The following is a 19,046-nucleotide window of genomic DNA, read 5'->3' as shown; positions in this document are numbered from 1 at the left end:
GGGGGTACGGATCAACTGCGATACGGCCTGCCGCCCCCCCAGGTGTAGGGGGCAGGGCCCCCCGCTGTCAATAGTTTGTACTTACATTCGGACCTGAGTGTGAAATGATGTCTTGACAAAGTATTGACAGCGGACGCGCCAAGGACTTGGATCCGGTCCCAACGCAACAGGCTTTCCCCCGTCGCACAGTGAGGTGCAGGAAAGATGGACCGCTCTTCTCGCTCCCGCAGATTCACCCCCGTCGTGGCCCTCGCCGCGGCGGCGGCCCTGACCCTCGCCGGCTGCTCCAGCGGCTCCGGCGGAAAGAAGGCCGAGGAGGGCGGGGACAATGCCTCCGCGGGCAAGGCCACCACCCCCCGGATGACCGTCGCGCTGGTCACCCACCAGTCGCCCGGCGACACCTTCTGGGACATCGTCCGCAAGGGCGCCGAGGCCGCCGCGGCCAAGGACAACATCAAGCTGATCTACTCGGCCGACCCCAACGCGGGCAACCAGGCCAACCTCGTGCAGAACGCCATCGACCAGAAGGTCGACGGCATCGCCGTCACCCTCGCCAAGCCCGACGCCCTCAAGAGCGTCATAGGCAAGGCGAAGGCCGCCGGGATACCCGTCGTCGGCCTCAACTCCGGCGTCAGCGAGTGGAAGAAGCTCGGCCTGCTGGAGTTCTTCGGCCAGGACGAGACCGTGGCCGGCGAGGCGCTCGGCAACAAGCTCAACCAGCTCGGCTCCAAGAAGGCCGTCTGCGTCATCCAGGAGCAGGGCAACATCGGCCTCACCCAGCGCTGCGACGGTGTGAAGAAGACGTTCTCCGGCTCGATCGAGAACCTGTACGTCAACGGCACCGACATGCCCTCGGTGAAGTCGACCATCACCGCCAAGCTCAAGCAGGACAGCGGCATCGACCACGTGATCGCGCTCGGCGCGCCCATCGCGCTGACCGCCTCGCAGTCGGTGTCCGAGGCCGGCAGCAAGGCGAAGGTGGCCACCTTCGACCTGAACAAGGAGCTGACCGGCGCCATCAGCAAGGGCACCATCGAGTTCGCCGTCGACCAGCAGCCCTACCTCCAGGGCTACCTGGCGATCGACTCGCTGTGGCTGTACAAGAACAACGGCAACTACATGGGCGGCGGCGAGCAGCCCGTGCTGACCGGTCCGGCCTTCGTCGACAAGTCCAACGTCGACCAGATCGACAAGTTCGCCGAGAAGGGCACCCGGTGATCGGCATGACCCAGCAGGCTGCGCCGGCGGTGGGGACACCGCCGGCCCCCGGCCCGGGGCAGACCGACGGCCGCACCCGGCAGCGCTCGCTGGTGCTGCGGCTGCTGGCCAGGCCCGAGGTCGGCGTCTTCCTCGGCGCCGTGGCGGTCCTGGTCTTCTTCCTGATCGCCGCCCCGACCGTGCGCCAGGGCAGCTCCATGGCCACCGTCCTCTACCAGTCCTCGACCATCGGCATCATGGCGCTGCCCGTCGCGCTGCTGATGATCGGCGGCGAGTTCGACCTGTCCGCCGGCGTCGCCGTCATCACCTCGGCGCTCACCGCGAGCATGCTCAGCTTCCAGCTGACGGTGAACGTGTGGACCGGCGTCGCCGTCGCGCTGCTCGTCTCGCTGGGCATCGGCGCGTTCAACGGCTGGATGGTGGTGCGGACCGGGCTGCCCAGCTTCCTGGTCACCCTCGGCACCTTCCTGATCCTCCAGGGCGTCAACCTCGCCGTGACCAAGCTGGTCACCGGCAACGTCGCCACCGACGACATCAGCGACATGGACGGCTTCGAACAGGCGAGAAAGATCTTCGCCTCGTCGTTCGACGTCGGCGGGGTGCAGGTGAAGATCACCGTGGTGTGGTGGCTGGTCTTCGCGGCCCTGGCCACCTGGGTGCTGCTGCGCACCAGGTACGGCAACTGGACCTTCGCCGTCGGCGGCAACAAGGAGTCCGCCCGCGCCGTCGGCGTCCCCGTGAACTTCACCAAGATCACCCTGTTCATGACGGTCGGCTTCGGCGCCTGGTTCGTCGGCATGCACAACCTGTTCTCCTTCAACACCGTGCAGTCCGGCGAGGGCGTCGGCCAGGAGCTGATCTACATCGCCGCGGCCGTCATCGGCGGCTGCCTGCTCACCGGCGGCTACGGCTCCGCCATCGGCCCGGTCTTCGGCGCGTTCATGTTCGGCATGGTCAACCAGGGCATCGTCTACGCCGGCTGGAACCCCGACTGGTTCAAGGCGTTCCTCGGCGTGATGCTGCTCGGGGCCGTCCTGATCAACCTGTACGTCCAGCGCACGGCGACCCGGAGGTGACCTGACATGACGACCGAAGGCACCCACGGCGCGATCCTCCAGGACACCCCGCCCACCGGTGACGCCCCGCTCGTCGAACTGCGCGGCGCCGGCAAGTCCTACGGCAACATCCGTGCCCTGCACGGCGTCGACCTGACCGTGCACCCCGGCAAGGTGACCTGCGTCCTCGGCGACAACGGCGCCGGCAAGTCCACCCTCATCAAGATCGTCTCAGGGCTGCACCAGCACACCGAGGGCGAGTTCTACGTCGACGGCGAGCAGGTGCGCTTCACCAGCCCGCGCGAGGCCCTCGACCGCGGCATCGCCACCGTCTACCAGGACCTGGCGACCGTCCCCCTGATGCCCGTGTGGCGCAACTTCTTCCTCGGCTCCGAGATGACCAAGGGCCCCTGGCCCGTACGCCGCCTCGACATCGACCGCATGAAGAAGACCGCCGACGAGGAGCTGCGCAACATGGGCATCGTCCTCGACGACCTCGAACAGCCCATCGGCACCCTCTCCGGCGGCCAGCGCCAGTGCGTCGCCATCGCCCGCGCCGTCTACTTCGGCGCCCGCGTGCTCATCCTCGACGAGCCGACCGCCGCCCTCGGCGTCAAGCAGTCCGGCGTGGTCCTCAAGTACATCGCCGCCGCCCGCGACCGCGGCCTCGGCGTCATCTTCATCACCCACAACCCCCACCACGCCTACATGGTCGGCGACCACTTCAACGTGCTGCGCCTCGGCACCCTGGAGCTGTCCGCCGCGCGCAGCGAGGTCGGCCTGGAGGAGCTGACCAACCACATGGCCGGCGGCGCCGAACTCGCCGCCCTCAAGCACGAACTCGCCCAGGTCCGCGGCGTCGACGTCGAGGAGCTGCCCGACGCACGGGACCTCACCGCGCCCGTGGCGACCGGCACCGAGGAAGGAACCACCTGACATGCCCGCTGCCCTCGACCGCATCCGGGTCGGCTCCGCACCCGACTCCTGGGGCGTCTGGTTCCCCGACGACCCGCGCCAGGTGCCCTGGGAACGCTTCCTCGACGAGGTCGCCGAGGCCGGCTACGAGTGGATCGAGCTGGGCCCCTACGGCTATCTGCCGACCGACCCGGCCCGGCTCACCGACGAGGTGACCCGGCGCGGCCTGAAGGTGTCCGCGGGCACCGTCTTCACCGGCCTGCACCGCGGCCCGTCCGTGTGGGAGTCCACCTGGGCGCACGTCAGCCAGGTCGCCGCGCTCACCCAGGCGATGGGCGCCCGGCACCTCGTCGTCATCCCGTCCTTCTGGCGCGACGACAAGACCGCCGAGATCCTGGAGCCGCCGGAGCTGACGGCCGAGCAGTGGGCGTACCTCACCAAGGGCATGGAACGCCTCGGCCACGAGGTGAAGGAGACCTACGGCCTGGACATCGTCGTCCACCCGCACGCCGACACCCACATCGACACCGAGGACCACGTCGAGCGCTTCCTCGACTCCACCGACTCCGAACTGGTCAACCTCTGCCTGGACACCGGGCACTACGCCTACTGCGGCGGCGACAGCGTCCAGCTGATAGAGACCTACGGCGAGCGCATCGGCTACCTGCACCTCAAGCAGGTCGACCCGGAGATCCTCGCCGACGTGGTCAGGAACGGGATCCCCTTCGGGCCCGCCGTGCAGCGCGGCGTCATGTGCGAACCCCCGTCCGGCGTCCCCGAGCTGGAGCCGGTGCTGGTGGCGGCCCAGAAGCTGGGGGTGGAGCTGTTCGCCATCGTCGAGCAGGACATGTACCCCTGCGAGCCGGACAAGCCGCTCCCCATCGCCGTACGCACCCGCAGGTTCCTGCGGTCCTGCGGGGCCTGAGGATCCGGTTCCGGAAAGATCCGCAGCATACGCTCCCGGCATGGACCTGACCGTCGTACGCCTGACCGCTCCCGCCACCGCCACGGCCCCCGGCCTCCTGCTGCGCCCGTGGCGGCCGCAGGACGCGCCCGCCCTGGCCGGCCTCGGCCGGGACGACGCCGTCCGGCGCTGGACGAGCTTCCCCGTGGAGGACGAGGCGAGCGCGGCCGGCTGGCTGCGCGAGCAGGCGGACGCCTGGGAGGCGGGGGAGCGGTACGCGTTCGCGGTGACGGAACGTCAGGCGGGAGGCGGCGAGGGCGGCCTGCTCGGGCATGTCGTCCTCAAGCGGCCCCGCCCCGGCTCCGGTGAGGTCGGCTACTGGACCGCCGCCCCCGCGCGCGGCCGGGGCGTCGCCTCCCGCGCGCTGCGGGCGCTGACGGAGTGGGCGTTCGCGGCGTTCGCCGCCGAGGGGCTGACCCGGCTGGAGCTGCTGCACCAGGTGGACAACGACGCCTCCTGCCGGGTGGCCCGCGCCTGCGGCTACGGTCTCGACGCGGTGGTGCCCGCCGCGCCGCCCGCGTATCCGCTCGACGGGCATCTGCACGCGCGGGCCGCCCGCCAGGACACGGCCTAGCCGTCAGACGGAGCGCACCTCCGCCAGGGTCACCGGGCGGTGTTCGTGCAGGGACAGCGTGCACGCCTCGGCGATCCAGCCGGCCTCCAGGGCGTCCTCGATCGTGCAGGGGGAGGGCCGGGTCCCGGCCACGACCTCGGTGAACGCGGTGAGTTCGGCGCGGTAGGCGTCGGCGAAGCGGTCCATGAAGAAGTCGTGCGGGGTGCCCGCGGGGAAGGTGACCCCGGGCTCCGCCGAGCGCAGCGGCAGCTTGTCGTCGAGGCCGACGGCGAGGGAGTCCGCGAAGCCGTGCAGTTCCATACGGACGTCGTAACCACGGCCGTTGTGACGGGAGTTGGACACCACCGCGATGGTGCCGTCGTCGAGGGTGAGGACAGCGCCGGTGGTGTCGGCGTCGCCCGCCTCGCGGATGTAGTCGGCGCCCCGGTTGCCGCCGACCGCGTACACCTCGGTCACCTCGCGGCCGGTCACCCAGCGGATGATGTCGAAGTCGTGCACCGAGCAGTCGCGGAAGATGCCGCCCGAGGCGGCGACGTACGCGGCGGGCGGCGGCGCCGGGTCCAGCGTGGTCGACCGCACGGTGTGCAGCGTGCCCAGCTCGCCCGAGCGCACCGCGGCCCGCGCGGCGGCGAACCCGGCGTCGAAGCGGCGGTTGTAGCCGATCTGCACCGGCACGTCGCCGTCCCGCACGGCCCGCAGCACCTCGACGCCCTCGGCCATGGTCCGCGCGACGGGCTTCTCGCAGAAGACGGGCACGCCCGCCCGGACCCCCGCCCGGATCAGCTCCGGGTGGGCGTCGGTCGCCGCCGCGACGACGACGCCGTCCACGCCGGCGGCGAACAGCGCCTCGGGCGAGTCCACGACCTCGGCCCCGAAGCGCTCGGCCGCGGCCTTCGCGGCGTCCGCGAACGGGTCGGTGACGACGAGGGACCCGACGGCGTCGAGTCCGGCGAGGGTCCCGGCGTGGAAGGCGCCGATCCGGCCGAGGCCGAGGATTCCGATACGCATGGTGCTCCTTACGAGGCGGTGCGGTGAGGGTCGTCGAGAGGGTGTCAGTCGAGTGCGCCGAGGACGTTCTGGTCCCAGTCGATCACCGAGCCGGTGACCACGCCGGACCGGTCCGACAGCAGGAGGACGACGAAGTCGGCGATCTCGTCCGGACGGCCCAGCCGGCCCATCGGCAGCCGGGCGGCGGCCTGTTCGCGCCAGTCGTCGCCCGCGCCGTGGAACGCCCGCTGCGTGGCGTCCTCGCCCTCGGTGGCGGTCCAGCCGATGTTCAGGCCGTTGATCCGGATCCGGTCCCAGCGGTGCGCGTGCGCCGCGTTGCGGGTGAGACCGGCGAGCCCCGCCTTCGCGGCCACGTACGGGGCGAGGAACGGCTGCCCGCCGTGCGCGGACGAGGTGATGATGTTGACGATCGTGCCGGGCGCCCCGCGCCCGAGCATGTTCGCGACCGCCGCCTGCATCGCGAAGAACGGTCCCTTGAGATTGACCGCGATGTGCTGGTCGAACAGCTCGGGCGTGGTGTCGAGCAGCGTTCCGCGGGAGGTGAGGCCCGCCGAGTTGACCAGGCAGTCGACACGGCCGTACGCGTCGACCGTCTCCGCCACCGCCGCCTTGGCCTGCGCGGCGTCGGCCAGGTCGGCGCGGACGTACCGGGCCGTGCCGCCGGCCGCCTTCAGCTCGGCCACCAGCGCCTCGCCCGGCTCCGGCCGCCGCCCGGTCACCGCCACCACCGCGCCCTCGCGGACCGCGGCACGGGCGACGGCGGCACCGACGCCCTGGCTGCCGCCGTTGACCAGCACGACCTTGTCGTGCAGCAGGCCCTCGGTGCCGTTGCCCGAGCCGTCGTCGTGGAGCAGTCCCATCGCCTACCTCAGCTCTCGCGTCGCCCGGCCGCCGCCTGCAGCTCGGTGCGCAGTTCCTCCGGCGTCCGTTCCTTGCGTAGGGCCCGTCGTACGACGTCCGCCTGCGCGGGCGGGGCCAGCCCGTCGACGGGCGGGTCGTTGTCGAGGTTCGTGGGGAAGGGGTAGCCCTCGGCGCTCGCGGCGATCACCCGGTCCAGCCACCGCTGGTCCGCGCCCGCGGCCCGCCGCCGCAGCAGCACCGGGTAGACGGCGTTGACGACCGCCTCCCGGTCGACCGTCTCCATCGCCCGCCCGAAGGCGGAGGAGATCTGCAGCAGGTTGGCCATGCGCCGGATGTCCGCCGAGCGGTTGCCGCCGGCCGCGTGGAACAGCGCCGGGTTGAAGAACACCGCGTCGCCCTTGGCGAGGGGCAGCTGCACGTGGTGCCGGTCGAAGTACGCCTGGAACGCGGGCAGCCGCCAGGCCAGATAGCCGGGCTCGTACGCCTGCGAGTACGGCAGGTACAGCGTCGGCCCCGACTCCACCGGCATGTCGCAGTGCGCCACCGCGCCCTGGAGGGTCAGCACGGGGGAGAGGCGGTGCACATGCGCCGGGTAGGCGGCGGCCGCCTCGGCCGGGAGGAAGCCGAGGTGGTAGTCGCGGTGCGCGGTCTGCGCGGCGCCGCCCGGGTTGACCACGTTGATCTGCGAGGTCACCTGGTAGCCGGGCCCCAGCCAGGCCTGAGCGGCCAGCGCCAGCACCTCGTTGGCGTAGTAGTCGGCGAACACCTCCGGGTCGCGAAGGGCCGCCTTCTCCAGCGCGTTCCACACCCGGTCGTTGGCGCCCGGCGGGGCGAAGTGGTCGCCGGCCCCCGCCCCGGAGGCGCGCTGCCCGGCGATCAGCGCCTCGAACACGGCCGTCGCCGCGTCCACGACCGCCGGTTCGAACGCGCCGCGGAAGGCGACGACGCCGGGCCCGTCGGTGAGGGCGCGCACCAGCTCCTCCCGCAGCGCCTCGCGGTCCGCGGCGCGCGCGGCGTCGTACACCGGGATGTTCCGTTCCACCGCTACCGCGTGCGGGTATTCGGCGGGGTCGGTCCGGCGCTCGACGAGCACGCGGAAGGTGTCGAGATCGCAGTCCCGCTTCGAGAGCCGGGCACGGCGCTGTGCGGCGGTGAGGGACATCGTCGTCCTTTCGGTGACAGGGGCGACGCAGCGCTGTCATTCTTGTCCTGACAAACCCGTCGAACAACCGGCAGTGAGCCATCAAAAACCCCTCAGCGGCCGTCGCAGGAGCAGGGAGGAGCCGTCGTATGGGCCACCCCTTCCCGATCAGGGAGATCGCACGTCAGGCGGGCCTCAGCGAGGCCACCGTGGACCGCGTCCTCAACGGCCGGGGAGGGGTGCGCGCGAGCACCGCGCAGGAGGTGCACCGGGCCATCGCCGACCTGGACCGGCAGCGCACCCAGGTCCGGCTCGTCGGCCGCACCTTCATGGTCGACATCGTGATGCAGGCGCCGGAGCGGTTCACCACGGCCGTCCGCGCGGCCCTGGAGACCGAGCTGCCGTCCCTGCATCCGGCCGTGCTGCGCTCGCGCTTCCACTTCCGCGAGACCGGGCCGGTGGCGGAGCAGGTGCGGACGCTGGACCGGATCGCCCGGCGCGGCTCGCAGGGCGTCATCCTCAAGGCGCCCGACGTGCCCGAGGTCACCGCGGCGGTGGGCCGGCTGGTCGCCGCCGGCATTCCGGTCGTCACCCTGGTCACCGACCTGCCGGCCAGCCCCCGCGCCGGCTATGTCGGCATCGACAACCGGGCGGCCGGCGCGACGGCGGCGTACCTCATGGGGCAGTGGCTCGGCGACCGTCCGGGGCATGTCCTCACCAGCCTCAGCAGCGGGTTCTTCCGCAACGAGGAGGAGCGCGAGATGGGCTTCCGCAGCGCCATGCGGGCCCTGCACCCCGGGCGCCGGCTCGTGGAGATCGCCGAGGGACAGGGGCTGGACGCCACCCAGTACGACCTCGTCCGCGCCGCCCTGGAGCGCGACCCGGACATCCGCGCGGTGTACTCGATCGGCGGCGGCAATATCGCCACCCTGCGGGCCTTCGAGGACCTCGGCCGGACCTGCGCCGTGTTCGTCGCGCACGACCTCGACCACGACAACACGCGGCTGCTGCGTGAACACCGCCTGTCCGCCGTGCTCCACCACGACCTGCGCCAGGACCTGCGCGAGGCCTGCCGCCTCGTGATGCGCGCCCACGGCGCGCTGCCGCCCGCGGGGCCCGTGCTGCCGTCGGCGATCCAGGTGGTCACGCCGTACAACATGCCGCCCCAGGCGGGGAACTGAAGGGGGCGCGGGAGATGACGAGCGGACGGACCGAACACGTGGAGATCGAGGGGGTGCCCTTCACGGTGACCCTGCGCCCGCGCGGCGCGATCGGGCTGCTCGCCCTGCACGCCGACAACGAGGGGGGTACGGCCGAGCTGGCCGAGTCGGTCGCCGAGCGCTGCGGCGCCACCAGCCTGGTCTTCCGCCAGCCCGGCGTCACCGACCCCGTGCACCTGCCCTCGCCGCGGATGGCCGCCGACCACTGCGCGCTGCTCCAGGACTTCCTCGCCCATGTCTCGGTCACCGTGTCCCTGCACGGCCATATGCGCGCCGCCGCCCCGCGCACCCTCTTCCTCGGCGGCCGCAACCGCTCCGCGGCCCGCCGCCTCGCCTACGGACTGCGCACGCTGCGCCCGGAGTTCCGGACCGTCACCGACCTGGCCGGGATCCCGGTCGCGCTGCGCGGACTGCACGCCAGGAACCCGGTGAACCTCACCCGGGGCGGCGGCGTCCAGGTCGAACTCCCGCTGCTCGCCCGGACGTCGGGCCCGGACGACATCCCGCCGCCGCGGGTCGCCGACGCCCTCGCCGCGGGCGTACGGCTGCTCACGGCCGGACGCTGACCCAGGTGCCGGTCTCGGCCGAGCGGGTCATCGCGTCCAGCGCGGCGGCGCTGTGCACGGCGTCGCCGAGCGTCGTGCCGTACGGCGTGCCCTCGGCGACCGAGCGCAGGAAGCGGTAGGCCTCGATGACCTTCAGGTCGTCGTAGCCCATGGCGTTGGCCGCCCCGGGCTGGAAGGCGGCGTACTCGCCGGCGCCCGGGCCGACGTACACGGTGCTCACCGGCTGGTCCTGGTAGCCGGTGCCGCGGCTGACGCCCAGCTCGTTCATGCGGCGGAAGTCCCAGAGGACCGCGCCCCGCGTGCCGTGCACCTCGAAGCCGTAGTTGTTCTGCTCGCCGACCGAGACCCGGCAGGCCTCCAGCACGCCGCGGGCACCGGAGGCGAACCGCAGCAGGCAGCCGACGTAGTCCTCGTTCTCGACGGGGCCCAGCTCACCGCCGGAGGCGCGGGTGTGGCCCGCGGTCGCGCCGGCCGGGCGGGCCCGCTCGGGTACGAAGACGGCCGTGTCGGCGGTCAGCTCGGCGATGTCGCCGAGCAGGAAACGGGCCAGGTCCACGCCGTGCGAGGCCAGGTCGCCGAGGACGCCGCTGCCGCCGCGCGCCCGCTCGTACCGCCAGGTGAGCGCGCCCTCCGGGTGCGCCGCGTAGTCGCTGAACAGCCGCACGCGCGCGTGCGTGACCGTGCCGATCTCCCCGGCGGCGATCAGGTCACGGGCCGCCTCCACGGCAGGCGCGTTGCGGTAGTTGAAGCCGACGGCGCCCTGGACGCCGGACGCGGCGACCGCGTCGGCCACCGCGCGGGCGTCCGCCGCGGTCAGGCCGACCGGCTTCTCGATCCACAGGTGCTTGCCGGCCTCGGCCATCGCCACGCCGATCTCGCGGTGCAGGAAGTTCGGCGCGGTGACGCTGACCGCCTCCACCCGCGGATCGGCGGCGACCTCCCGCCAGTCGCGGGTGGCGGAGGCGAAGCCGAACCGCTCCGCGGCCTCCTCCGCCCGCCCCGGCACCTCCTCGGCGACGGCGACCAGGCGCGGGCGCAGCGGGAGCTGCGGGAAGTGGTGCGGCACGCGCGCGTAGGCCTGGGTGTGCACCCGGCCCATCCAGCCGAACCCGACGACGGCGACCCCGAGCGTGCGCACCACCATGACAGCCCCTGTTCCTTGGACCGGTCCAAAACCTGACCTTCACCCTCCTGACCTCCTGGCCTTGCTGTCAACCTCTTTGACAAGGCGTGTCGGCCCGTGGAACGGTCCATCCCATGAAGCCGCCGACGATCCGCGACGTGGCCGAGCGGGCCGGGGTGTCGAAGTCGCTGGTCTCCTTGGTGCTGCGCGGCTCGGACCAGGTGCGCCCGGAGAAACGCGACGCCGTCCTCGCGGCGGTGCGCGAGCTCGGCTACCGGCCCAACGCGGCCGCCCGCAGCCTGAGCGAACGGCGCACCCGCACCGTCGGCGTGCTCCTGCACGACCTGCGCAACCCCTGGTACGTCGAACTGCTCGACGGCCTGAACTCCCCGCTGCACACGGCCGGCCTGCGCATGCTGCTGGCGGACGCCCGCCTCGGCCGCCGCACGGGCCACGAGCCGGCCGAGCCCTTCCTCGACCTGGGCGTGGACGGCCTCGTCGTCGTCGGCACGCTGCCCGACCCGGCGGCGCTCGCCCCGGTCGCCCGGCGGCTTCCGACCGTCGTCGCGGGCGCCCGGGAGCCGGCGCCGCCCGGCGTGGACGTGGTCGCGGGCGACGACGAGGCCGGGGCCCGCCTGGTCGCGGAGCACCTGGCCGCGCTCGGCCACCGCCGGATCGCGCACATCGCCGGCCACGGCGCGGTGGCCGCGCTGCGCCGGCGCGGCTTCGAGGCGGCGGCGCGCGAGCGGGGCCTGGACGTGGTGGTCGAGCCCGCCGACCTGACGGAGGAGGGCGGCCACCGGGCCGCCGTACGCCTGCTCGGCCGCCCGGGCCGGCCGACCGCCGTCTTCGCCGTCAACGACATGACGGCCGTCGGAGTCCTGTCGGCCGCCGGGGAACTGGGCCTGCGCGTCCCGCACGACCTGTCCGTCGTCGGCTACGACAACACCAGCCTCGCCCGGCTGCGCCACCTGTGGCTGACCACGGTCGACAACGCCGGCCACGAGGTCGGCCACCGCGCCGCCCGCTGCCTGCTGGACCGGCTGGAGGGCCGCGGGGGAGCGGGCAGGCTCCACCTCGCCGCACCCGCGCTGGAGGTCCGGGGCACGACGGGACCCCCGCTCACCGCGTGATCGCGTAGGCCTTCCGCAGCGTCTCGTGCACCGTCCACGTCGTACGGTCGCCCGCGCGCAGCACCGCCATGTCCCCGGGCCCGACCCGCAGCACCGGCCCGCCCTCGACCTCGATCGTCGCCGACCCACTGACCACGACGAACAACTCGTCCGCCTCCGTGTCGGTGACGACCCCCGGCGTGATCTGCCAGATCCCGCGCACCTGCCGCCCGTCCTCCGACTCCCACACCACCTTCCCGCTGACCTCGGGCGTCCCCGAGACGACCTGCGCGGGGTCGAGCGGCTCGGGTTCCAGGTCCGCGTCGGGGATGTGGAGGGCGAAGGCGTGGGCGATGGGGGGCGAGTCGTGGGTCATGCGGGGAACCTAGCGGGAGCCGGCGGTGCGACGGCCTGGACAGGGTGTACGGATCTCCCCGCGAGGACGGACAGTTCGTCGCACGGGCCGCGCGCCCGCTGCGTGCGTATTACAGTTTTCCGCCTGCGACATGTCACCTCGTGTCGCACGAAAAGCACTTGGGGCGGGGTGTGTCCGCGTGCCCCGGTGCGCTGTGGCCTGTGGGGGGCTTTGTGCAAGACATGGTCAAGGGCCAGAACGTGGCCCTGGCGTCCCTGAGCGAGAACGCCGGTTCCGTGATGGTCGGCCTGGGCTGGTCCAGCCCGACCGGTGAGGGGGACGCGGATGTGTCCGTCCTGCTGCTGAACGCCGACGGGAAGGTGCGCAGCGACGCCGACTTCTACTTCTACAACAACCTGGTGGCCGCAGACGGCAGTGTGCAGCTGCTCGGCAAGGTGCCCACGGAGGACGGCGAGGAGGACCGGATCAGCTTCGACCTGACGGCGGTCCCGGCCGACGTCGACCGGATCGTCGTGGCCGCGAGCCGCTACCGGGGGGCCCGGTTCGGCGAGCTGGACGACGTGCGGGTGACGCTGGCCGACGGCAGCGGCGAGGGCCTCCTGCGCTTCGCCATCGACGACGCCGACTCGGTGAGCGCGATCATCTTCGGCGAGCTGTACCGCCGGGGCGAGGAGTGGAAGTTCCGGGCCGTCGGGCAGGGGTACGCCTCCGGTCTGGCCGGACTGGCGACGGACTTCGGCGTGGACATCGACGACGCGGACGCCGACGAGACGGTGGCGGCTGGGGACGAGGCGGCGGCGGAAGACGCTGCCGTGGACGGCGTCTTGGCGGACGGGCCGGGCGCCGCCCCCGAGGCGGTCCCCGCGGCGCCGGCTCCGCAGGTGGTGCTGGAGGCCGTACCCGCGCCCCGCCCGCCCGCGGACGAGCCGGTCCGCGAGAAGGCCGCCGTGCGCCCGCGCACCGCGAAGAAGAAGGTCACCCTGCCCAGGAAGCCCGCCAAGGCCCTCGCGGAGAACGACTCCTGGAAGCCGGCCCGCCTCTTCCCGGTCTCGGCGCTCAAGAGCGACCGTGACCGCGAGATGCGCGCCACCTCCGTCCTGCTCTCGGTGATGGCCCAGGTCCCGGAGTTCGGCCGGCGGCTCACCGCCGCGTTCGGCGCCCCGGCGGGCCGGATGGAGACGTTCACCGAGGTCTCCCTGCCGCACGGCGACACCCCGCGGCGGCCCGACGGGGTCATCCGCGTGGAGCGGGCCGGCAAGCTCTGGACCGCGCTCGTCGAGACGAAGACCAACGGCAACGCGCTCAAGGCCGAACAGGTGCAGGCGTACATGGACATCGCCGCGCGGCGCGGCTACGAGGCCGTCATCACGCTGTCGAACGACGTGGCGCTCGAAGGCAGCCCGCTCGTCGAGGTCAAGATCGACAAACGGCGCAAGCACAAGGTGGCCCTCTGGCATCTGTCGTGGGCCGAGGTCGCGCACCAGGCGCAGATGCTGATCCGGCACGAGGGCGTCGGCAACGCGGCCCACGCCTGGCTGCTCCACGAACTCCTGCACTACCTGCAGCACGAGAACTCCGGCTGCCACGGCTTCCAGAACATGGGACCGGCCTGGGTGCCCGTCCGCAACGGCATCGACGACGAGACCCTGTGCCAGGGCGACCTGCGCGCCCTGGAGGTCGTGGAGAGCTGGGAGCGGCTCGTCCGTCAGGTCTGCCTCCGCCTCGGCGGCGAACTCGGCCAGAAGGTCCTCCCGGTGCAGCGCTCCCGGCGCGGCACCGATCCCCAGGTGCGCCGCAGCCGCCTCGCCGACCAGCTGTGCGCGGACGGGCGGCTCCAGGCGGAGCTGCGCATCGAGGGGACGCCCGGCGTGCTGGCGCTCACCGCGGACCTGCGGACCGGCAAGCTGCGTACGTCCATCGAGATCCCGGCGCCCGAGCAGGGCTATCCGCTGTCCTGGGCCAAGCGGCTGGTCCGGCAGCTGGCCGAGGCGCCCGCGGACCTCCACGTCGAGACGCTGGTCGACAGCGAGACCGGCGGCCCCCGAGGCACCCTGGAACGGCTGCGGCCCGAACCCGGGGACCTGCTGCCCAAGGACAGCGGCGTCCGGATCACCGGGTTCCGGCTGTCCCTGCTGAAGGGCATGGGCAGCGGCCGGGGCAGCGCCGAGACCGGCTTCATCCGCAGCGTCGACGACGCCGTGCAGCGCTTCTACACGAGCGTCGTGGTGCATCTGGACCGCGGGGCGCAGCGCCGTGCGGCCGTCCGGGAGACGGTTGGCTGACCGCTGCTGTCCCGGGCTCTGCTCTCGCGCCCGCGTCACGCCCGTGGAGGGCGGGCGCGGGCGCTGTCCTGTTCGGCGACGTCCGGGGCGCATCGGCGGCCTCGGTCGTATCTGGGCCACAAAACGTAGAACAAAATTGTTGACAATGTTGTTTGGCTAGATTTAGGTTCGACAGGCACTCACTCAGGGAGGGCACATGCCTACAGAAGCCCGTCCGAGCACCGGGGAGCAGGCCAAGCGGCATGCTCTCGCGCGGCTGCGGCAGGCGATCCTGCACGGCGAGATGGCACCGGCGCAGCGGCTGGTGGAGAACGAGCTCGCCGAGCAGTTCGGCGTCACGCGGGCCAGCATCCGGGCGGCGCTGATCGATCTGGAGGCACAGGGCCTGGTCGAGCGGATCCGCAACCGCGGGTCGCGGGTGCGGGTGGTGACCGTGGAGGAGGCGGTCGAGATCACCGAGTGCCGCATGGTCCTGGAAGGACTCTGCGCGGCGAAGGCGGCCGTCGCGGCCGGCGACGAGCAGCTGGAGCAACTCACCGATCTGGGCACGGCGATGAGCAAGGCCGTGGCCGACGGCGAGCCGGTGACCTACTCCGACCTCAACCACGAACTGCACGCCCGCATCCGGGAGTTCTCCGGCCAGCACACGGCCCTGGAGCTGCTGGAGCGGCTCAACGCCCAACTGGTGCGCCACCGCTTCCAGCTGGCACTGCGCCCGGGGCGCCCGCAGCAGTCCCTGAACGAGCACCTGGCCATGATCGAGGCGATCCGGGCCAGGGATCCGCAGGCGGCCGAAGCGGCCGTCCGCGCCCACCTCACCAGCGTGATCGAGGCGCTGCGCGACTGACCCGACGCCGCTGTCAGGGCTGACGCGCGGCGGCACGGCCGCGCGGGGCGGGCGCACCCCCTGTCCAGCAAGGAGAAGCAGCAATGACGCACGGCAAAGCGCCCGCCCCAGCCCGTTCCACCCTCGTCGTCACCGCGCACGCCGGGGACTTCGTCTGGCGGGCCGGCGGCGCCATCGCCCTGGCCGCCTCCCGGGGCGAGAAGGTCACCATCGCCTGTCTGACCTTCGGCGAGCGCGGCGAGTCCGCCAAGGCCTGGCGGGAGGGCAGGACGCTCGACGAGATCAAGGCGATACGCCGGGAGGAGGCGGAGCGGGCCGCCGCCGTCCTCGGCGCCGAAGTCCGCTTCTTCGACGCCGGCGACTACCCGCTCCTCGCCACCCCCGAACTGACCGACCGGCTCGTCGCCGTCTACCGCGAGACACAGCCCGACGTCGTGCTCACCCACCCGGCCGAGGACCCGTACAACGGCGACCACCCCGCCGCCCACCGCATGGCCCTGGAGGCCCGCGTCCTCGCCCAGGCCATCGGCTACCCAGGCGAGGGCGACATCATCGGCGCCCCGCCCGTCTTCTACTTCGAGCCGCACCAGCCGGAGATGAGCGGCTTCAAGCCCGAAGTACTCCTCGACATCACCGAGGTGTGGGAGACCAAGCGCAAGGCCATGGAGTGCCTCGGCGCCCAGCAGCACCTGTGGGACTACTACACCGACCTCGCCGTCCGCCGCGGCGTCCAGCTCAGGCGCAACGCCGGCCCCAACCTGGGCCTCGCCCACAAGACCATGGCCGAGGCGTACATGCGCCCGTACCCGCAGATCGCGAAGGAGCTGGCCTGAGCATGAGCGGTGTCATCGTCACCAACCCGCCCAAGGCCGACCCGGAGGACGTCGGGGCGCTCGCCGCGTTCGGTGTCGCCACCGTCAGCGAGGCCATGGGCCGCACCGGGCTGCTCGGCCCGCAGATCCGGCCGATCCAGCAGGGCGTACGCGTCGCCGGCACCGCCGTCACCGTGCTCGGCTGGCCCGGCGACAACCTCATGATCCACGCCGCGGTGGAGCAGTGCGGCGAGGGCGACCTCCTGGTCGTCACCGCCACCTCCCCGTCCACCGACGGCATGTTCGGCGAGCTGTTCGCCACCGCGCTCCAGCGCCGGGGCGTCCGCGGCCTGGTCATCAACGCGGGCATCCGCGACACCCGGGACCTGCGCGAGATGGGCTTCGCCGCCTGGTCCCGCGCCGTCTCCGCACAGGGCACCGTCAAGGCCACCGGCGGCTCGGTCAACGTGCCGGTCGCGATCGACGGCCAGGTGATCCGCCCCGGCGACGTCATCCTCGCCGACGACGACGGCGTCGTGGTCGTACCGCGCGAGCGCGCCCGTGAGACCGCCGAGCGGTCGCGGGCCCGCGAGGAGAAGGAGGCCGCCGCCCGCGCCGCCTTCCTCGACGGCCAACTCGGGCTGGACCGGTACGGGTTGCGGGACAGGCTGAAGCAACTCGGGGTCCGGTACCTCAGTCACGAGGAGTACGCGGGGGAGCGGTCGTGAGCCGGCAACCGCCCGGCGCCCCGGCACGCGGCGGGGCCGGCGGTGTGCCCTGTCTGGTGATGCGCGGCGGCACCTCCAAGGGCGCGTACTTCCTCGCCGCCGACCTGCCCGCCGACCCCGCCGAGCGGGACGCGCTCCTGCTGCGGATCATGGGCAGCCCCGACGAACGGCAGATCGACGGCCTCGGCGGGGCGCACCCGCTCACCAGCAAGGTGGCAGTCGTCTCCCCGTCCGCCGACCCGCGCGCCGACGTCGACTACCTCTTCCTGCAAGTCGCCGTCGACCGCCCCGAGGTGAGTGACCGTCAGAACTGCGGGAACATCCTGGCCGGCGTCGGCCCGTTCGCCGTCGAGCGCGGACTGGTCCCGGCGGCGCCCGGGCGGACCTCCGTCCGCATCCGCATGGTCAACACCGGCGGCCTCGCCACCGCGACCTTCCCCACGCCGGACGGCCGCGTCGAGTACGGCGGCGACGCCGAGATCTCCGGCGTGCCCGGCAGCGCCGCCCCCGTGGTGATCGAGTTCCCGCCGGGCGACGGCCCGCTGCTGCCCACCGGCAGCGTCCGGGACATGATCGACGGGGTCGAGGTCACCTGTGTCGACAACGGCATGCCGACCGTGCTGATCGCCGCGACCAGCCTCGACGTCACCGGCTACGAGACCCCGCGTGACCTGGAGGAGGACCTCGCTCTCGCCGACCGGCTGCGCGGCATCCGGCTCAAGGCCGGCCGCCTGATGGGCCTCGGCGACGTCACCGACACCACCGTGCCCAAGCTCACCCTGCTCGCGCCGCCCCGCCACGGCGGCGCGGTCACCACCCGCACCTTCATTCCCGTGCGCTGCCACCCCTCGATCGGTGTGCTCGGCGCGGCGAGCGTCGCCGCCGGCCTGCGCATCGAAGGCGGTGTGGGGGAGGGCATCGCCCGGCTGCCGGAGCGGGGCGACCGGGTCCGCGTCGAGCACCCCACCGGATTCCTCGACATCGACACCAGCCTCGACACCAGCCTCGGCACCATCGGGGACGGCCGGCCCCGCGCCCGCCGCACCGCCGTGGTCCGTACCGCCCGCAAGATCCTCGACGGCACGGTCTTCCCCCGGCCCGCCGACCCCGCACTCCGGTCCCAGCCGGCATCCCCGTCCCAGCAGACACCCCCATCCCCGGCGGCACCGCCGTTCCCGTCGGCACCCCCGTCCCCGTCGGCACCCCCGTCCCCGCCCGCAGCCCCTTCCGAGCCGCACCCCGCACAACCCCCTGGAGGCCACCGATGACTCCGCCGCTCGGCGACATCGCCCACATCGGCCACGCCCAGCTGTTCACGCCGGACCTGGACGCGAGCGTCGCCTTCTTCACGGACTACCTAGGCCTCACGGTCAACGGACAGCAGGGCGACACCGTCTACCTGCGCACCTTCGACGACTACGAGCACCACAGCCTGGTCCTCACCGCCCGCGACCGGCCCGGCCTCGGCCGGCTCGCCCTGCGCGTCTCCAGCGAGGAGGCGCTGCACCGCCGGGTCAGGGCGGTCGAGGAGGCCGGCGGCACCGGCCACTGGGTGGAGGACGAGCCCGGCCTCGGCAAGCTGTACGTCACCACCGACCCCGACGGCCACGCACACGCCCTGTACTGGGAGAGCGAGCACTACGTGGCCCCCGAGCACCTGCGGCCCGCGCTGAAGAACCAGCCGCAGGCCAAACCCAACCGCGGCGTGGGCGTACGGCGCCTGGACCACATCAACTTCCTCGCCGCCGACGTGCTCGCCGGCGCCGAGTTCCAGCAGCACGTGCTCGGCGCCCGGCCGACGGAGCAGATCCGGCTGGACTCGGGCCGGATCGCCGCCCGCTGGCTCACCTTCACGGACAAGTCCTACGACGTCGTCTACACGGAGGACTGGACGGGCTCCAGCGGACGCCTGCACCACATCGCGTTCGCCACCGACACCCGCGAGGACATCCTGCGCGCCGCCGACCTCGCCGTGGACAGCGGCGTGTTCATCGAGACCGGGCCGCACAAGCACGCCATCCAGCAGACGTTCTTCCTCTACGTCTACGAGCCCGGCGGCAACCGCGTCGAGCTGTGCAATCCGCTCACCCGCCTCGTCCTGGCCCCGGACTGGCCGTTGATCACCTGGACGGAGGAGGAGCGCAAGAAGGGGCAGGCCTGGGGGCTGAAGACCATCGAGTCGTTCCACACCCACGGCACGCCTCCCGTCGGCTGAGACGCCCTGGCCGGAGCCACCCCGGAAGG

General features: G+C 72.7%; 19 protein-coding genes. 14 read left to right on the top strand and 5 right to left on the bottom strand.

Annotated features, from left to right (window positions below):
• Positions 1-204 precede the first annotated feature (204 nt).
• The 5 genes from IE308_RS04670 to IE308_RS04650 are packed head-to-tail and all read left to right on the top strand — an operon-like array spanning position 205 to position 4,726.
• Positions 205-1,218: a sugar ABC transporter substrate-binding protein gene (locus IE308_RS04670; protein WP_190216689.1), complete on the top strand. Its 1,014-nt coding sequence runs from the start codon at positions 205-207 to the stop codon at positions 1,216-1,218.
• Positions 1,218-2,294 (top strand): ABC transporter permease, encoded by a 1,077-nt coding sequence (locus IE308_RS04665; protein WP_162655745.1) that lies wholly within the window; start codon positions 1,218-1,220, stop codon positions 2,292-2,294. Before IE308_RS04670 ends, IE308_RS04665 begins: the two co-directional genes overlap by 1 nt.
• A 6-nt stretch (positions 2,295-2,300) precedes the next feature.
• A complete protein-coding gene (locus tag IE308_RS04660) occupies positions 2,301-3,209 on the top strand; it encodes an ATP-binding cassette domain-containing protein (RefSeq protein WP_190216688.1) in 909 nt (302 codons plus the stop codon).
• 1 nt (position 3,210) lies between these two features.
• Positions 3,211-4,113, top strand: a complete 903-nt coding sequence (locus tag IE308_RS04655; RefSeq protein ID WP_190216687.1) for a sugar phosphate isomerase/epimerase family protein — start codon at positions 3,211-3,213, stop codon at positions 4,111-4,113.
• Positions 4,114-4,153: 40 nt separating this feature from the next.
• Positions 4,154-4,726: a GNAT family N-acetyltransferase gene (locus IE308_RS04650; protein ID WP_190216686.1), complete on the top strand. Its 573-nt coding sequence runs from the start codon at positions 4,154-4,156 to the stop codon at positions 4,724-4,726.
• Positions 4,727-4,729: 3 nt separating this feature from the next.
• Here the strand turns inward: IE308_RS04650 and IE308_RS04645 are convergent, their stop codons facing one another.
• The 3 genes from IE308_RS04645 to IE308_RS04635 are packed head-to-tail and all read right to left on the bottom strand — an operon-like array spanning position 4,730 to position 7,757.
• Positions 4,730-5,734 carry a Gfo/Idh/MocA family protein gene (locus IE308_RS04645; RefSeq protein WP_190216685.1) on the bottom strand — a complete coding sequence of 335 codons (1,005 nt, stop codon included), beginning with the start codon at positions 5,732-5,734 and terminating at the stop codon, positions 4,730-4,732.
• Between the two features lie 44 nt (positions 5,735-5,778).
• A complete protein-coding gene (locus IE308_RS04640) occupies positions 5,779-6,594 on the bottom strand; it encodes an SDR family oxidoreductase (RefSeq protein ID WP_190216684.1) in 816 nt (271 codons plus the stop codon).
• Positions 6,595-6,602: 8 nt separating this feature from the next.
• Positions 6,603-7,757 carry a phytanoyl-CoA dioxygenase family protein gene (locus IE308_RS04635; protein ID WP_190216683.1) on the bottom strand — a complete coding sequence of 385 codons (1,155 nt, stop codon included), beginning with the start codon at positions 7,755-7,757 and terminating at the stop codon, positions 6,603-6,605.
• 128 nt (positions 7,758-7,885) lie between these two features.
• On the opposite strand from IE308_RS04635, the gene IE308_RS04630 reads away from it, so the two are divergent.
• Both IE308_RS04630 and IE308_RS04625 read left to right on the top strand, forming a co-directional pair.
• Positions 7,886-8,917 carry a LacI family DNA-binding transcriptional regulator gene (locus IE308_RS04630; RefSeq protein WP_190216682.1) on the top strand — a complete coding sequence of 344 codons (1,032 nt, stop codon included), beginning with the start codon at positions 7,886-7,888 and terminating at the stop codon, positions 8,915-8,917.
• A gap of 14 nt (positions 8,918-8,931) precedes the next feature.
• Complete coding sequence (locus tag IE308_RS04625; protein WP_190216681.1) at positions 8,932-9,522, top strand: poly-gamma-glutamate hydrolase family protein; 591 nt, start codon at positions 8,932-8,934, stop codon at positions 9,520-9,522.
• Here the strand turns inward: IE308_RS04625 and IE308_RS04620 are convergent.
• The gene (locus tag IE308_RS04620) at positions 9,506-10,663 is read right to left on the bottom strand and encodes a Gfo/Idh/MocA family protein (protein WP_190217367.1); all 1,158 of its coding nucleotides are present in this window, start codon (positions 10,661-10,663) and stop codon (positions 9,506-9,508) included. The two genes, IE308_RS04625 and IE308_RS04620, sit on opposite strands and share 17 nt — an antisense overlap.
• A 116-nt stretch (positions 10,664-10,779) precedes the next feature.
• On the opposite strand from IE308_RS04620, the gene IE308_RS04615 reads away from it, so the two are divergent.
• On the top strand, positions 10,780-11,778 hold the full coding sequence (locus IE308_RS04615) for a LacI family DNA-binding transcriptional regulator (protein WP_190216680.1): 999 nt from the start codon (positions 10,780-10,782) through the stop codon (positions 11,776-11,778).
• Here the strand turns inward: IE308_RS04615 and IE308_RS04610 are convergent.
• Positions 11,768-12,112 (bottom strand): cupin domain-containing protein, encoded by a 345-nt coding sequence (locus tag IE308_RS04610; RefSeq protein WP_190217366.1) that lies wholly within the window; start codon positions 12,110-12,112, stop codon positions 11,768-11,770. The genes IE308_RS04615 and IE308_RS04610 overlap by 11 nt on opposite strands.
• 242 nt (positions 12,113-12,354) lie before the next feature.
• Here IE308_RS04610 and IE308_RS04605 point away from each other — a divergent pair, with 242 nt between their 5' ends.
• The 6 genes from IE308_RS04605 (at position 12,355) to IE308_RS04580 (ending at position 19,017) form a co-directional block, all read left to right on the top strand.
• Positions 12,355-14,415: a TerD family protein gene (locus tag IE308_RS04605; protein ID WP_190216679.1), complete on the top strand. Its 2,061-nt coding sequence runs from the start codon at positions 12,355-12,357 to the stop codon at positions 14,413-14,415.
• A gap of 196 nt (positions 14,416-14,611) precedes the next feature.
• Entirely contained in the window at positions 14,612-15,262 is a 651-nt protein-coding gene (locus IE308_RS04600; RefSeq protein ID WP_110633664.1) for a GntR family transcriptional regulator, read from the top strand.
• Between the two features lie 83 nt (positions 15,263-15,345).
• On the top strand, positions 15,346-16,095 hold the full coding sequence (locus IE308_RS04595; protein WP_190216678.1) for a PIG-L deacetylase family protein: 750 nt from the start codon (positions 15,346-15,348) through the stop codon (positions 16,093-16,095).
• Positions 16,096-16,097: 2 nt separating this feature from the next.
• Positions 16,098-16,802 carry a 4-carboxy-4-hydroxy-2-oxoadipate aldolase/oxaloacetate decarboxylase gene (locus IE308_RS04590; protein WP_190216677.1) on the top strand — a complete coding sequence of 235 codons (705 nt, stop codon included), beginning with the start codon at positions 16,098-16,100 and terminating at the stop codon, positions 16,800-16,802.
• 59 nt (positions 16,803-16,861) lie between these two features.
• A complete protein-coding gene (locus tag IE308_RS04585; protein ID WP_190217365.1) occupies positions 16,862-18,070 on the top strand; it encodes a 4-oxalomesaconate tautomerase in 1,209 nt (402 codons plus the stop codon).
• Positions 18,067-19,017: a catechol 2,3-dioxygenase gene (locus IE308_RS04580; protein ID WP_190216676.1), complete on the top strand. Its 951-nt coding sequence runs from the start codon at positions 18,067-18,069 to the stop codon at positions 19,015-19,017. The genes IE308_RS04585 and IE308_RS04580 overlap by 4 nt, the downstream gene beginning before the upstream one ends.
• Positions 19,018-19,046 lie beyond the last annotated feature (29 nt).

Source organism: Streptomyces griseosporeus, assembly GCF_014656055.1.
Lineage (GTDB): Bacteria > Actinomycetota > Actinomycetes > Streptomycetales > Streptomycetaceae > Streptomyces > Streptomyces griseosporeus.
The sequence above is the reverse complement of the archived record's forward strand: the minus strand, read 5'-3'. Positions and strand labels throughout refer to the sequence as shown.